The sequence below is a fragment of the Segatella cerevisiae genome, from assembly GCF_024054555.1.
In the GTDB taxonomy this organism is placed as follows: domain Bacteria; phylum Bacteroidota; class Bacteroidia; order Bacteroidales; family Bacteroidaceae; genus Prevotella; species Prevotella cerevisiae.
The window spans coordinates 22408-36974 of the sequence record NZ_JAMXLY010000034.1 but is presented as its reverse complement, the minus strand read 5'-3'; the positions used below and the strand labels follow the sequence as shown (position 1 = coordinate 36974).

The following is a 14567-nucleotide window of genomic DNA, read 5'->3' as shown; positions in this document are numbered from 1 at the left end:
TAAGCCAATAGCCGCAGACAGCATACCGCAGCCTGCTTATTCTTTTATTGTGTCAAAACAAATAAGTTAAACCTGAATAGCCGATTTACTGGCTGTTCGCAATAAAAACATTTTCGAATGAAAATCATAATCTTTTCATGATTTTCATTATTTCTATAGACTATCTTAGGAGTCCAATGTGTCTGAATGAAATGGGTGCAGCTTGGATAATGAAAAACGAATATCAAACATTTATTCTTCCAAAACTTAATGTTCAAAATTTATCTAGAACGTGTATTGGATCCAATAACATTGCAATTTCATGGGATGATCAACACATTTCTGCTCTATTGAATGATTTTAAAGATAATATAACAAGATTTTTTCATTTGGTATCCCCAAATGAAAATAGATGGGAAAATAAACGGAATGACTTTATAAAAAAATTCAAATCGTATAACCCAATTTCGCTCAATAATCAAGTAGAAAATTCAAAGAGAACTACAGACGAAAAAATACAACGATCCTCGGTTCAGCAAGAACAAGCGGTCTCTACAAATCCTGAAAAACTTTATAATGAAGTTGATATTCAGGCTGATATTCATAAAATTCATGAAAAATTATTCTTATTTGAAAGAGGTCAAATTAAATTAGAATCTATAAGGTTAAATAAAATTCATCAACGAATAGATTCGGGATCTCCACTTATTGAAGAAGTATGGAATAATGGCTTCCATGCCTTGAAACAGTGTGATGACTTAACACAGAAACTACAAAAGGTAAACAAATTTTGTATTGATAAATATCTGACAGAAATAAACTTTATTGAGGTATTTATTTATTATAATATGGCGATGTTATGGGGGAAACTTCCATTTGAAATATCTCATTCTTATATTATGCAAAGCAAACCTCAAGAAGCAAGATTTATATATATGGAGTGTTTAAAACTATTGAGTACGTTAAAATCTTTACAAGGTTTTGATAGAGACTTTGAACTTTTAATAGATATCCTATATTCAGAACTGTTCTTATCGCTAGGCGAATATGACCAAGCTATTATCCATTTAAAAGACGTTAAAATAACATCAGAAGATAAAATATTCACTTTGTCTTCTTCAGATTCATCATCTAGGATTGATATTTACACAAAAGAATATGTGGATTCTTTAAAGAATGAAGCTATGATCAATGACACCTTACAAATGTGGATGAAGCGAGTTTCTGCATATGGGACGTGGGCCGCATTGAAGAGAATAAATAAAGCACAATCAATATTAGGAATTAAGAATGAAGAATTATTATTCCCGATTCCGTATAAAGAACTTTGCATAAACCCTTATATAACACAAAACCCGGGATATTGATCATTAAGAACGATGAACTAACAATTAATTATTGGGATGATGAAGATTAAGCCAAAAGGTGTATTAGGTTCTATGCTTAATAATGTTGACAAGCAAAGCTTGTCAAGGACGCGTAATAGGATGTTGCTTGCCATGAAGATTGGGAGTGCCATGCGTGAGAAGGGTCTTACTCAGAAACAGTTTGCAAAAATAATGGGTAAAACAGAATCTGAAATTTCGGATTGGTTATCTGGAAATCGAAATTTCACCTCTGACACGCTTCTGGACATAGAACATGCTTTGAATATTAGTTAGCCTAATGCGTTCTTTAGATTAATTGCTAAATTTGCAGTTGTAGGTTGACTCCACCCTTGCTTGTTGAATTCACCCTTGTCCGAATGGGCTACCATATTCTAATCAACTATGCCTGCAATATAGAAATTGCCAATAAGTCGTCTTGTTCACGAAGCAGATACTGATAGGGGAGTTGATGTAGCAGACTGGTACAGCGATTTCTTCCAGCATCTCCAGTTACTTGCTGCCCAGTTAGTTTTACCAGTCATTTATTATCATAGAAGTTTTGTACGGGTAGCATCGGGAAGGATTTGGAGAGTTCCGGCACAGATGTAGAATGCGTTCCGTCAATGATATAGAAAAGATTTTGCTTTCGTCTGAAAGAGCCTGATATTTTCGTTTCTATTGAAGCACGTCTTCCCATCTGAAGATGCCCGTCCATTCATTTCTTTGACACTTTTCCATACAGACTATAAACACTTTTCCATATATGCTGCTGATACTTTTCCTTACATTTCTTTGTTGCCCAACCATACGTTCTGTTCACCGCTTTATGAGGTACTAATGATAACTTTTTTGGGGTTCTGTTCACGTGCTTTTTGAGGTTCTGTTCACGTACGTCCTGACATTGTCAATACGTACGACATGAGACCCTAATAACGTACGTCCTTACACCCTAATAACGCACGTCAACAGATTGCCTCAACCGGTTTGTCCACCAAAAGCCCAAAAAGGGAACGAGGAGGGAACGTACAGGGAACGAGAAGGGAACGGGAGGGAACGGATTTGTTTTCGGTTCGTTCTTGATTTACCTCTGCAACAGAACTAGAGAGGAGCAGGTGGTGAACTCTTTTTATCATTAAACTAAACGTTATATTTTGAAGATTCAAGAAACGGGTTACAGCACTTCGTTGGGAGTTATTTCTTTTTCATCAACTAGATTCTGGGAGAAAATTCTTGTGTACCTCATAAGAAAATACGAAATTTGAAAATGAATCAATCAGGCTATTATTGATAGGGCTATTACTATTAGATAAGGTTAGTGAACTAATTGTTAATTATTGGGATGATGCTGAAGATTAAACCAAAAGGTATACTGGGTTCTATGCTTAATCATGTTGACAAGCAAAGTTTAGCAACGACTCGTAATAGAATGTTGCTTGCCATGAAGATTGATGGTACCTTGTGTGAGAAAGGTCTTACAAAGAAATAGTCGACAGTCTATGACATTCGTATAAAATAGTGGTAGAAATATTTGGAATTTGTTTACTAATTCGTTATCTTTGTAGCAGGGTTTTGATAATGGACAATGGGCAAACGAAAATATATCAGACAAATCTTAGCCTTCGGAAATTACTTCAAGGAATTTAAGAAAACACAGCCCAAACAGGTTTTGAAGAAAATCTATCAGGTATTCCTGTATATCATGACATTACAGGTCATACCCAAAACTTTTCTGAAGAGTATCGAAGGAGTACCCGGTCTATTTGAAATTCGAATAGAGGAGAATGGCAATATATACCGTATATTCTGTTGTATGGATGAAGGAAACCTTATAATCCTTTTTAATGCCTTTCAGAAAAAGACGCAAAAGACACCTCAACAGGAGATTGAACGGGCTAAACGAATTATGAATGAATATTTTAAGAAAAAGGAGGGACTGCAACATGAATAAGGATCAAATGAATAAACGGGGCCTTACTCCGATAGAAGACTATATCGCTGAAGATTTTGGTGCAGAAGGGACACCCAACCGAATGGAGTTTGAATCTTGTGCAGATGCCTTTATTCTCGGAGAGAAATTGAAGGAGGAACGCAAAAAGTCAGGACTTACACAAGAACAGTTGGCAGCCAAGATTGGTACGAAGAAAAGCTACATCTCACGAATCGAAAACGGACATGCTGACATACAGCTTTCTACGCTGTTCCGTATCTTCGCAGGATTAGGCAAACGTATATCGCTGTCTATATCCTGAGTTTTTATAACGGGGATACAGATAGAAATATTTGACTCTTCAATATGTAAAATATTTTATAAAATTACAGTATCTATTGATTTTTAGATGAGTCACCTTGTTCACCTACGTCAACAGAATTTCAAATGTTTTTTGAGTTAAAAACCGCAATTAGGAACAGAGAGGGATAGGCGGGGAACGGATTTGTTTTCGGTTTGTTCTTGATCTGTCCCTTTCCAAATTTCATACTATGCTAATTTTTTAGCGGTTATCGTATCTCCCTAAATAGACTTGCTTAGCTAAATTGGTATAAGTTTTTATGAATTCAGTTTTAGCATTAGTATATCCATCTCTATCATGCTCATACGGTTTCCCAAGAGAGAGTTTCGGTTTCTCACACTCTTTGGCTATTGATGGATTGTCATTCATGTAGTCACGAAAATACAATACAACAGTTTTCGTGATTTTTTCAAGTAATCAACCCGTAAATCCATATTTGGCCTTGGCAGTATAAGCCATGAAGTCACATTTACCTTAAGATTGAATTTAAGCCTCAACTTAATCCACGAAAAGCATTAGCAAGAATATAGCGGACACTTACATTAGAGGGTAATTTGACTAAGAAATTATCTTTACTGCAATGTCGAGTTACACTGACATTAAGTTTGGAGGCAAAAGGTGTATTTTAGGGATGGAGCATTAAATCCAATCATACGCCCTCTGAATCCTAACTCATTTTAAGTGATTAGTACTTTTCTTTTTCCTATGCAGCAATTTGGCACACCCCTGTTTTTACCTTTGCAACGGATTTGAATCCCGGAGATGCCGAAGCTCGTCAGTCGGAGGCAATGTTTTAATATTTAAAATACAATATTATGGCAACAATGATTAGTCGAGGTAAAGAATTGATTCGTATTTGTCCAAGCGATTCCTCAAAGTTAGAGTACTCTACTGATTCCGGACATAATTGGTTTACGCGTTTCAACGGAAATTCGAATGTGGGGCAGTTCAGTGATCTCTTGGAAAATGGTAAAGAAATCCTTGGGACGACGAGCAAAGGTCTGTTCTATGCTACTGATGGAGGACACAACTGGTTTTTACGAAAGAGGTAAGCAGGAAGTCGTGGCCGTCAATCAAGACTTCGACTTCAAGAATTGAAACGCTTGTTTCTCCGGCTTTTTAGAAGTTTATTTTCAAATATTCCAATAATAGAGTCGGAGAAACAATAAATGGACCTAAAGGGAGTTATTATAATAGGATTTTAAGTATGAATATATGGCATCTAACCTTTTTGCACGGTATATCTGGTTGATTGATGTGATCCAAAGATATAAAAGGATAACATTCAAACAGGTCAACGAACTCTGGAAAGTGAGCGGACTGAGTTACGGCAGTGACGACGATATAGCGCTCAGAACATTTCACAACCATATTACTGCCATTCAGGATATGTTCGGCATCTGCATCGAATGTGACAAGAAGGACGGTTATAAATATTACATCGTCAATGCCGAAAAACTGAAGGGAGACAAACTTCGCACTTGGTTCATAGAGACTTATGCCACTCTGAATCAAATCCGTGCCGATGAAAAACTCGAAGGCAGAATCCTTTTTGAAGACATCCCCTCAGGACACCGATGGTTGATGCTAATGACTCAGGCCATGCGAGAAGGTAAAGTTCTCAATATATCTTATCAAGGATTCGGAAAAAGCACTGAAACTGATTTTGATATAGAGCCGTATTACTTAAAAGTCATTAAACGTCGCTGGTATGTCCTGGCACGAAGTCCTTATTATTCCGATAAAAACAAGGACAAAGGTACGGATCTATCAGATGTGTACCTCCTTTATGCGCTTGATCGGGTCAATGATGCTGAATTAACGAATCGGGAATTCAAGATGAAGGCGGACTTTGACATCAACAAGTACTTTGAAGGTTGCTACGGCATCATCACTGACAAGAAGATCCCGATAGAGCGGATTGTCCTCAAAGCGTGGTATCCTCACTGCGACTACCTCAAGAGTCTGCCACTTCATGAATCTCAGAAAGTCCTTACCCAAGACAGCGATTCTGTCACTTTCGAACTCCATGTCCGCCCAACGTTCGACTTCTATCAGGCACTGTTGTCGCAGACAGATTTTGCGGAAGTATTGGAACCCGAAAGTGTAAGACAGGAAATGAAAAGACTTTCAGAAAATATATTTAATTATTATAAGAACGATTGAAACTGACCCTGTATTTTTTCATCAATAAGAGATTGGAGTTGACTGAAACTATCGGTCTTACATAAGTCAATCAGATACCAGTTTAATTTAAAAGAAAGTCACATTTGATTCTCCCTCAAAATAACCGTTATAATTAGCAGGAGAAACAGATATAATGACAGATTCCATGAAAATTACGTTGATCTGCATCATCTCCATGGAATCTGAATTAAGAGTATTTTTTCTGTGAACCGTCAAGTTTTAAGTTTGCGAAAATCCGGAAGGTACGCCTACCACTGCCTGCATGAGATAAGGGCCAAAGAAGGGTAGTACTCATGGAACAAAGTATTGAACAGAAACAGAGTTCTTATCTCTAATGCTTTCAATGCTTTATCAGAACATATAGGCAAGAGATACCTCGAATACGCGGTTCTTACTGTCCAAATTGCTTGCGTTTTTCTTGTAGATTTTTTTCAATCCCCAATCATATCCAAGAGAAAGTTGATAGTGCTGATAGAACTCTACCCCGATGCTCGCACCTAATCCACAGTCGAAGCGTTCCTGCTGGTTATCTTTGAACAGATTATTTGTTTTGTTTGTGGTCATTTTATTGTCTTTTTCTACCGTATAGGAACTTTTACCGAATACTCCAAGATCAAAGTAAGGACCTGCCTCGCCAAATAGCTTGATATTCTCTCCCACAGCCGTCTTGTAACCCAGATGGATCGGCATCTCGATGTAATACGGAGTAGCCTTCCAAGTCGTACTTTGTTTTGTCGATGCATCGTAATAGGTGTCTGATTTCCATCCTTTGGAGGTAAGCATGAGCCCTGATCCAACATACAGGTTGTCACTGAAGGAATATTCGCCTTTTACACCGGCGTGAAACCCTGTCTTCGAATTTAAATCGCTCGGACTACTGATGTTCATACCAGCGGAAAGACCAAATCTTGCTTCCTGGGCTTTTATGCCAATGAAAAACAATGATACTACTAACAATAATAATAATCTTTTCATCATTTCAATTCTTTAGTTAATATTTTGTATAGAGTTAAACTCATTTAGTTTTTCACTGCCGTACCAATTCTTTCCCTAATGAATTATCCAACGAAACTATTCTTGAAAATGAGATTCCAGAACATGTCTATCCGAATCTATGTGATCAGAAGAATTTCTAAACGAGAAATGTAAGGCACAAATTACGTAAAAATATTTGATATATGCAAGTACTTATATAAAAATATTAATAAACAGAATAGAAAATATAGCTAATCAGGGGTTGTATATGCTCTTAAAACTGTAATTGATAGAAAACTCTCGTACAATCTCTTAATTACACCAGATGACGGAACTGTTAACATCTTTAGAGAACTGTTGAAAAACGGAAAAAATGTCATTATATCACTTCTTTACAAACAATTATCGATACCTTTGTAGGGCAAATTTCGTTATCCTTAAAGCAATTATTATACATCAAATGTTCTGGAACAATATTTTCATTGATAGATGTATCTAAAAATATACAAGTTTAACTCTAGGAAAATTTGATAAATTAGATCTCATCACTATTGGAATATGCATGAAAAATTTGAGAGAGGGGAAAGATTCATTTAATGCAGGCCCTATCATCATATTAAAAGTCATTTATTTCATCGTTGGCTAATAGGATTCAACACTGCATTGAACTATATATAAAAAAGGACGGAGGACTTTATAGGGAGAAATTCTTAGAGTATAGTCCTCTCAAGAATTGTCAGGCTTTCAGCAAATAATAATGCGCATCGTCTTGTAACTACATTATTATATCTGGATTTAGCCAAGAATCATAAACTATTTTCAATTTAATCTCTGCTTTCTTAAATCATTTAAACAAAGGAGAAATGCCACAGACATATTCCATAAGATGCATGGGAAAGATGAGGTGAAAGAAATTACTGTATTGTATGATGAATGAAGTAGAAAATCAAAATGAAAGTTAAAACAAGCCATTTTGTAAATCCTTATATAGGGGCTTTTTGTTTTTCTCTGTCTTTAATTTAGAAAATAAACGTACGTGATGACAGATTATAAGATGCTATTCGATACTCTTTATGATAGGCTCTGCCTGTATGCCACTCATTATGTTTCAAGCATAGATATCGCTGAGGACGTTGTCATGGAAGTGATGACGAAGGCTTATGAATTGGAGCAGCAGGGCGGGCAGATTACCAATACTGAGTCCTATTTCTTTCAAGCTGTAAAAAATAACTGCCTCAATTATCTTCATAAGAAAAATACGGTTCAGATCAACCATGACATCCCGGATATGGTGTACGACAATGAAGCGGATCGTGAAGAACTTGCTCGAGAAAGCAGGTTGTGGACAGCAGTGGAAAGTTTACCACAGAAATGCCGCCTTGTTTTTCTAATGAGCAAGCGTGACGGTATGAAATACCAAGAGATAGCAGAGGAACTTGGACTTTCCGTGAAGACCGTCGAAGCACAGATCGGAAAAGCTTATAAGGTACTCAGGGGGAAAGCTACTGAAATCTATGTTTTCTTCTTTTTTCTATAAGTTTTTCTAATAAGGTAAGATCTTTCCAATAAAGATAATAATATTTGGAATATGAATAATAAAATAGATGAAAGTTTGATGTTCGTCATCAGGCATTACCGTAAAGGGCGACTGAATAAAAAGAAAGCGTACCGTCGCTTTTGTAAAATTACCGGGTATAAAAGCAGATCGTTTTTTAGTACTCCCTTAAAAATAGCTGCAGCCATCCTTGTCGTAGCAACAGTGGTGTTCGCTGCGACCAAAGGATTCTATAAACAAAATCGACCTGTAAAAAGGCCAACACAAATACAAATGGACAGTACTAACAAGAAAAATCATGCAGTAGATACCTTGCAGACAGCATCTTTCCATTTTGACCATACACCAGTGACATATGCTCTCGAAGAAGTTGGAAAGAAATACAATGCCGTGTTATTGTCAAGTGATTCCACAAAGGAAATTTCCGGAACCATTGAAGTGTCAAACTTGAGTGAGGCGATAACCGTTCTCGAAAATACGTTGAACCATTAGTGTCCCGTTAAAATCGGGACGAATAAATATTAATCAAATAACCCCGGTATGAGGGAATCTAATTGTTCTTTGACATCGTTGAAATTAGTCTTTTCGAACAGCTCTCTGAGTAGAGTCTTATCTGTTAATGAGATGCTTAGGATCTGCAGGATTTCATAGGTTGAACGTTCCAGATGCATGTCATGCTGGACAATGGCCACAAGACAGTAGGCAATGATTGCAGCACTGATTTGAATCCTGACGGCATTCTCCGTAACACCCCAGAACTTTTTGATCTTCAGATGCTGCTTCAACCATTTATGGAAAAGCTCTATCTGCCATCTGTTCTTATAGAGATTGGCAACTTCAAAGGAAGTGAGATGGAAGGCATTCGAAAGAAAAACAAAGTCTCTGTCCTGCTCTTCATCATGAAACCGGACGAGCCTGAGTTTCTCAGGATACTTCTTCTGTGAGCCCACCTTAGAGAGTTGTATCTCTGCATCAGTAAGGACATTCCTGGGGAGTCTGCGTCTCCATTTAATGCATTTGTACTGCAGGTTCTTCTTGGCCCGAACAACGAAAAAAGACTTCAGCAGGTGGATATTGTGGAGCTCTTTAAATGCATTGTAGCCACGATCAAATACGTAGTAAGAGCCTGGCTCATAGGGAATCTCCTTCATTGCCCGGGAATCATGTACAGATGCTGTCGTGATATGATAGTATGCAGGAACAGATGTTTCCAAGTCATACAGGAAATGGACTTTCACGCCTCCCTTCCGCTTGCGGAACTTGGCCCACCAGAAGACTGACAGGCAAAGAGGTATGGTGGTCGAATCAAATGCATAGACGTTGCCGCCAAGTTTGAAGATATCTGCAATTCTCTTCTTTCTTGCCTGCTCCATCATGTAGAATGCAAAGTCCTCGAATATGCGATAGTCACGCTCCTGATTAGCCTTTGCCAGTGTAGTCCTGGCTATTGGCTTACGTCCTAGTCCCAAATGATAGCACTTGGACCGATGAGCTTCCAAAGCAACTATCAAATCACGGAGACTTTCTCTGTTGCTGAGTTGCCCGAACATAAGGGTCAGAAGTTGATTCCAACAAGTGAAGTGCTTGACGTATTTGTCTCCACTGTACTTGCATGCAAGATAGTTGAAGTGATTCCTGTCCATGAATGTAATCAACTGAGAGAAAATGAACTTGGCTTGGAACATATGCATTCATATTTATATAAATGCAAAGTTACGAAATCAAGTCCGTTGACTCCAAAAACTGGTCGTAAAAGGCTATATTTCAATAATTTCAAAGAACGCTTAGTCCTTTTTTACGGGACAGTAGTGACGTTGAACATTAAAATCACAATCAGGAAACGATGAAGAAAATACTCTTTCTGTTTTTCTTTCTTCTTTCTCCTTTACTTATTGACGCACAGGCCGTTACTTTATCGCAAATGATGAGTTGGCTTCATCGGCAATACAACATCAACTTTGTATACAGTTCAGAAGTGAATGTCAACAAGACATATCATGGGAATCCTTTAAACAAGGAGTCACTAAAAACCTCACTGAATATGCTCTTTGGTGACACAGGAATAACTTGGACGATAACAGGAAGAAATGTTATTTTGAAAGTCATGCCTTCAAAAAAGAAAAAGAAGACCGCTGTCTTTACTTTATCCGGGTCTGTTATGACACCGGATAAAGAGCCAATCATTAACGCCTCCTTATTTGACATTGATACACGGCAAGGGATATTGACTAACGAACATGGATATTTTTATATGCCTTTGACAGAAGGGAAACATAATATCCGTATATCATACGTGGCATATAAGGACATATACTTGCATCTGAATATTCATAAAGATTTGTCGAAAAGCATCGTCCTCAATGAATATGGCATGACGATCAAGGAAATTGTAGTGAATGCAGATGCACGGTCACCACTCCTATCGACACAGACAGGAAAGCGGACAATGACTGCGTCTGATATTAATACCGAATTTGCCCTCCTCAGTTCTCCCGATATCGTGAAAGTTCTTCAGCAGTCATCTGGCGTTGCAAGTGGAGTAGAGGGAGCCTCTGGACTTTATGTTCATGGTGGGGAAAATGATGAGAATCTTTTTCTCCTGGACAATTCACCTCTGTATAACATCAATCATTCTTTGGGTCTCTTTTCTTCTTTCAATTCTGATATTATCAAGAACGTTGACTTCTATAAAAGTGGATTTCCCGCACGTTATGGTGGGAGAGTATCTTCTGTAACAGATATACGCACCCGAGAAGGAGATTTAGAGAAGACTAAAGGAACTTTTTCCATGGGTCTCCTTGATGGGAGAATGCAGTTAGAAGGTCCGATTGTGAAAGGCTCTACTTCTTATAATGTTGCACTTCGCCGAAGTTGGTTGGATTTGATTTCGACTCCCATATTCACGATTGTCAATAAAGGGAAAGACGATAAATATAAGATAGGGTATCTTTTCTATGATTTCAATGCGAAAATCACACATCATCTCAATGACCATAGTTTGATATGGTTGAGTTTTTACTCCGGTCATGACCATTATAAAATACGGGATAAGGATATTGATGATAACTATTACGTGACTTATACATCTGATGTCAACAATGATTTCAAATGGGGTAATATGAATGCTACACTCAACTTTAGCAATCGATTTTCCAAACGGCTATCGGGTGATATTTCGGCCATATATACCCAAAGCAAAAGTACCAACGGCTATGGTGATGAGGAATATTATACACAGGATGACATTAACCATCGAACGAGCATGGACTTGCAATACAATAAATCAAGACTTTATGATATTGGCTTAAAAACTGATTTCGACTGGCACCCAGACAACTTTCATCATTTGAAATTCGGGGCGGACTATACGCTTCATTCTTTTCATCCTCAGACTAACATGCAAGCCTTTTATTATGGAGACAATGCTGTTGATACGACCTTGATCGCCTCTTCCAGCCAAATCAAATCGTGTGAAATAGCTTTCTATGCCGAAGACGAAATGCACTTGTTACCGGCATTGAGCGCGAACGTCGGCGCAAGGAGTTCGCTATTTATGGTCCGTGGGCGCCATTATTATGATCTTGACCCGCGAATTGCTGTAAAATATCAATTAAATGATAATATGGCATTCAAATTTTCCTATACGATGATGTCCCAATACGTACATCGAATAGCAAGTACTTATTTGGATATGCCTACAGACTACTGGGTACCGATCACGGAAAATATCAAACCGATGTACTCCAGACAAACTGCCGGAGGGGTATATTTCCAACCGAATAGTGAGTTTTTGTTTACTTTGGAAGGGTTCTTCAAGAGGACCTATCATCAATTACAGTACAGGGACTGGATGGGACTTCAGCCTGCAGCAGACAGGTGGGAGAAGGATGTGATGGATGGAGAAGGTAAATCGTATGGAATGGAAACGGATGCAAGATATTCCAATGCCCGATTCATGCTTTCAGCATCCTATACACTTTCCTGGAGCAAACGCTTTTTTAACGAAATAGGCAGATACTGGTTTAATGACAAATTTGATAACAGACATAAAATATATCTGACGGGCAGGTGGAATATTAGTCCCCAAACTTCGATGTATGCTTCATGGCAATATCATTCGGGCAACCGGATTACTCTTCCGTCACAATATGTGAATCTTCCCGATATTCCTGGTGATGATTCACACGAAGATGCAGGATATATCTATGGCAAACCTAATAACTATAACGTACCTGCCTACCATCGGCTTGATATAGGATTTAATTTTACCCATCGGACACATAAAGGATACATAGGTATCTGGAATCTGAGTATCTACAATGCTTATTGCCACCTGAATACCATGTATGTAAAGTTGAGAAGAGATGATGAAGGAAAAATTCAGGCACGATGCCGTGGTTATGTTCCTATCATACCTTCCATAAGTTATACTTTAAAATTTTGATAGATGAAGAATTGTCTTTTTATACTGGGATTATTGGTCTGTCTTGTCGCCTGTGAGGATCAAATATACCTAAAAACCAATAGAAATATGGGAATAGTGGTATACTGCTTCCCGACAGAAGGAGATAGTCTAGACATAGAAGTATCATCCACAGAGAGCGTTAACGGGCAAATCAAGGAATTGAAGGATGTCCGGGTATCATGCACTTTAAACAACAAGTTGTATCCTGCCGTATTCGTCAAAGATATTAATGAGAAAAGCGGTATACCTATGCAACTTTACCGACTGAGACATTCGATCAAAAAAGGAGATATAATAGGTTTACAGGCGAAGGCTTCAGGGTTCTCGACGATTACATCCACGGCGACCGTACCTTTAGATCCTACGATTTCCAGAGTTTCCCTCGACACGCTTTTTATTAAAGGAGAATGGTATGTCCAGATACGATGTACGATCAAGAATAGTCCAAAAAACGATTATTTTGCAGTAAGGGTGCTTGGTCAGGAAGATTACGGTGACAGTCTCGCTATTTCCGCGGAGGGTGTTGATACCTCAGGCGAACCTATTCTCAACAACTATAATACCGGTGATGATGGGTTCAATACATCCAACGACTTTTATCATGATTTCTATACCTTCGACAATACGGGCATAACAGACAGTACTTATACTCTCCACTTGAATATGCCAGAAAAAAAATATATCATTGGTTATAGGGTACAACTATTTCGGATTACACCAGCTTTCTATAGCTATATGAAGTCATTGAATGATATTCAAAATAATGATTTCAACGATTATGGTATGTCATTCATTCGCCCAAGTTTTACGAATATACAGAATGGTATCGGCATTCTTGGGGCTTATTCTAATGTACAAAGTGGGTGGCTGAAATAATTTTCCGGAATGAGTAGGGGTTTTCTGTGTCTTACAGTCTTATGAGTAGAAATTTGTAAAAACAATTAGAATATGAAAAAGTTAATGTTATTCATTCTGTGCGTGTCTGCATTTACAGTCAATTCGTTTGCTCAATCATTAAAGTTTGACGCTCATACAGGTGCCAACATTTCCAAACTTGTCGGTGGAGATAAATACATTGTTTATGACTCTAAGATGACACCTGGAGGTCAAATTGGGGGGAATGTGTATTATTCACTCAAAAACGGCATAACTCTAACATCTGGTGTGGATTTTATTATGACTGGTGGCAAGTACTCTGCCTATAGCTCCTATTATGACTATAACCATTCTGGTTCTCCAATTACAGAATTCAAAGAAATAAAAGCGAGAGAACTGTCTCTTGAAATGCCTTTTAAACTAGGTTATCTTTTTCATTTGAGTGAAAATCTTGATTTGCTCCCATTAGTTGGATGCTATATCAGATATTCTATAGCCTCTACAAATGGCAAATGCCAATTGACAGGAAAATCTCAAAGTTCAAGTTGGAATTGCTATAAGGATTTTATTGATGGTGATCATACTGTTAAATCCTATAACCGGTTTGATTTTGGTTATAATGTCGAAGCACGTTTCATTGCTTATCAGCATTATGTTTTCGGGCTAGGGTACAATCGTGGGATTACAAAAAGATCCAGTCAATTTAAGATGAAAAACAGTGATATTCGATTAACTGTTGGATATGTGTTTTAATTGAATGAAATTGAATGAAACTGGATAAAAAAAAATAAATCGGGATTGATAATCAGACATTAGCGCTCGAAATCACTCTAAAGAATTGTAATGAAGATATAGAGAAAGACAACCTGTCTTAA

Annotated in this window: 14 protein-coding genes; 11 read left to right on the top strand and 3 right to left on the bottom strand. The window is 37.7% G+C overall.

What is annotated here, in order from left to right:
* Positions 1-191: 191 nt before the first annotated feature.
* The 4 genes from NG821_RS09110 (at position 192) to NG821_RS09095 (ending at position 3595) form a co-directional block, all read left to right on the top strand.
* Positions 192-1346, top strand: a complete 1155-nt coding sequence (locus NG821_RS09110) for a RagB/SusD family nutrient uptake outer membrane protein (RefSeq protein ID WP_252761350.1) — start codon at positions 192-194, stop codon at positions 1344-1346.
* 36 nt (positions 1347-1382) lie between these two features.
* The gene (locus NG821_RS09105; RefSeq protein WP_252761349.1) at positions 1383-1640 is read left to right on the top strand and encodes a helix-turn-helix domain-containing protein; all 258 of its coding nucleotides are present in this window, start codon (positions 1383-1385) and stop codon (positions 1638-1640) included.
* Positions 1641-2928: 1288 nt separating this feature from the next.
* A complete protein-coding gene (locus tag NG821_RS09100; protein WP_308571644.1) occupies positions 2929-3294 on the top strand; it encodes a type II toxin-antitoxin system RelE/ParE family toxin in 366 nt (121 codons plus the stop codon).
* The gene (locus NG821_RS09095; protein ID WP_252761348.1) at positions 3287-3595 is read left to right on the top strand and encodes a helix-turn-helix domain-containing protein; all 309 of its coding nucleotides are present in this window, start codon (positions 3287-3289) and stop codon (positions 3593-3595) included. Before NG821_RS09100 ends, NG821_RS09095 begins: the two co-directional genes overlap by 8 nt.
* 240 nt (positions 3596-3835) lie before the next feature.
* On the opposite strand, the gene NG821_RS12685 is transcribed toward NG821_RS09095, so the two are convergent.
* On the bottom strand, positions 3836-4021 hold the full coding sequence (locus NG821_RS12685; RefSeq protein ID WP_394802076.1) for a GrpB family protein: 186 nt from the start codon (positions 4019-4021) through the stop codon (positions 3836-3838).
* A gap of 428 nt (positions 4022-4449) precedes the next feature.
* Here NG821_RS12685 and NG821_RS09090 point away from each other — a divergent pair, with 428 nt between their 5' ends.
* Entirely contained in the window at positions 4450-4686 is a 237-nt protein-coding gene (locus tag NG821_RS09090; RefSeq protein ID WP_252761347.1) for a beta propeller repeat protein, read from the top strand.
* Positions 4687-4849: 163 nt separating this feature from the next.
* Positions 4850-5800 carry a helix-turn-helix transcriptional regulator gene (locus NG821_RS09085; protein ID WP_252761346.1) on the top strand — a complete coding sequence of 317 codons (951 nt, stop codon included), beginning with the start codon at positions 4850-4852 and terminating at the stop codon, positions 5798-5800.
* A 372-nt stretch (positions 5801-6172) separates the two neighbouring features.
* Here the strand turns inward: NG821_RS09085 and NG821_RS09080 are convergent, their stop codons facing one another.
* Positions 6173-6799, bottom strand: coding sequence for a porin family protein (locus NG821_RS09080; RefSeq protein WP_252761345.1), 627 nt, complete (start codon positions 6797-6799; stop codon positions 6173-6175).
* A 1036-nt stretch (positions 6800-7835) separates the two neighbouring features.
* On the opposite strand from NG821_RS09080, the gene NG821_RS09075 reads away from it, so the two are divergent.
* A complete protein-coding gene (locus NG821_RS09075) occupies positions 7836-8333 on the top strand; it encodes an RNA polymerase sigma-70 factor (RefSeq protein ID WP_252761344.1) in 498 nt (165 codons plus the stop codon).
* Positions 8334-8384: 51 nt separating this feature from the next.
* Positions 8385-8843 carry a hypothetical protein gene (locus NG821_RS09070; protein ID WP_252761343.1) on the top strand — a complete coding sequence of 153 codons (459 nt, stop codon included), beginning with the start codon at positions 8385-8387 and terminating at the stop codon, positions 8841-8843.
* Between the two features lie 29 nt (positions 8844-8872).
* Here NG821_RS09070 and NG821_RS09065 read toward each other — a convergent pair whose 3' ends face one another.
* Positions 8873-10036 carry an IS4 family transposase gene (locus tag NG821_RS09065; RefSeq protein WP_252761342.1) on the bottom strand — a complete coding sequence of 388 codons (1164 nt, stop codon included), beginning with the start codon at positions 10034-10036 and terminating at the stop codon, positions 8873-8875.
* Positions 10037-10194: 158 nt separating this feature from the next.
* Between NG821_RS09065 and NG821_RS09060 the strand changes: the two genes are divergently transcribed.
* From NG821_RS09060 to NG821_RS09050, 3 genes are all read left to right on the top strand, one after another.
* Positions 10195-12795 carry a TonB-dependent receptor domain-containing protein gene (locus tag NG821_RS09060; protein WP_252761341.1) on the top strand — a complete coding sequence of 867 codons (2601 nt, stop codon included), beginning with the start codon at positions 10195-10197 and terminating at the stop codon, positions 12793-12795.
* Between the two features lie 87 nt (positions 12796-12882).
* On the top strand, positions 12883-13692 hold the full coding sequence (locus NG821_RS09055) for a DUF4249 family protein (protein WP_252761340.1): 810 nt from the start codon (positions 12883-12885) through the stop codon (positions 13690-13692).
* A 72-nt stretch (positions 13693-13764) separates the two neighbouring features.
* Positions 13765-14445, top strand: a complete 681-nt coding sequence (locus NG821_RS09050; RefSeq protein ID WP_252761339.1) for an outer membrane beta-barrel protein — start codon at positions 13765-13767, stop codon at positions 14443-14445.
* Positions 14446-14567: the final 122 nt, after the last annotated feature.

What these genes read in the sequence shown, in the direction of transcription:
- NG821_RS09110 (WP_252761350.1), top strand. Translation starts at nt 192, where the DNA reads ATGGGTGCAGCTTGGATAATGAAAAACGAATATCAAACATTTATTCTT.
- NG821_RS09105 (WP_252761349.1), top strand. Translation starts at nt 1,383, where the DNA reads ATGATGAAGATTAAGCCAAAAGGTGTATTAGGTTCTATGCTTAATAAT.
- NG821_RS09100 (WP_308571644.1), top strand. Translation starts at nt 2,929, where the DNA reads ATGGGCAAACGAAAATATATCAGACAAATCTTAGCCTTCGGAAATTAC.
- NG821_RS09095 (WP_252761348.1), top strand. Translation starts at nt 3,287, where the DNA reads ATGAATAAGGATCAAATGAATAAACGGGGCCTTACTCCGATAGAAGAC.
- NG821_RS09090 (WP_252761347.1), top strand. Translation starts at nt 4,450, where the DNA reads ATGGCAACAATGATTAGTCGAGGTAAAGAATTGATTCGTATTTGTCCA.
- NG821_RS09085 (WP_252761346.1), top strand. Translation starts at nt 4,850, where the DNA reads ATGGCATCTAACCTTTTTGCACGGTATATCTGGTTGATTGATGTGATC.
- NG821_RS09080 (WP_252761345.1), bottom strand. Translation starts at nt 6,799, where the DNA reads ATGATGAAAAGATTATTATTATTGTTAGTAGTATCATTGTTTTTCATT.
- NG821_RS09075 (WP_252761344.1), top strand. Translation starts at nt 7,836, where the DNA reads ATGACAGATTATAAGATGCTATTCGATACTCTTTATGATAGGCTCTGC.
- NG821_RS09070 (WP_252761343.1), top strand. Translation starts at nt 8,385, where the DNA reads ATGAATAATAAAATAGATGAAAGTTTGATGTTCGTCATCAGGCATTAC.
- NG821_RS09065 (WP_252761342.1), bottom strand. Translation starts at nt 10,036, where the DNA reads ATGTTCCAAGCCAAGTTCATTTTCTCTCAGTTGATTACATTCATGGAC.
- NG821_RS09060 (WP_252761341.1), top strand. Translation starts at nt 10,195, where the DNA reads ATGAAGAAAATACTCTTTCTGTTTTTCTTTCTTCTTTCTCCTTTACTT.
- NG821_RS09055 (WP_252761340.1), top strand. Translation starts at nt 12,883, where the DNA reads ATGGGAATAGTGGTATACTGCTTCCCGACAGAAGGAGATAGTCTAGAC.
- NG821_RS09050 (WP_252761339.1), top strand. Translation starts at nt 13,765, where the DNA reads ATGAAAAAGTTAATGTTATTCATTCTGTGCGTGTCTGCATTTACAGTC.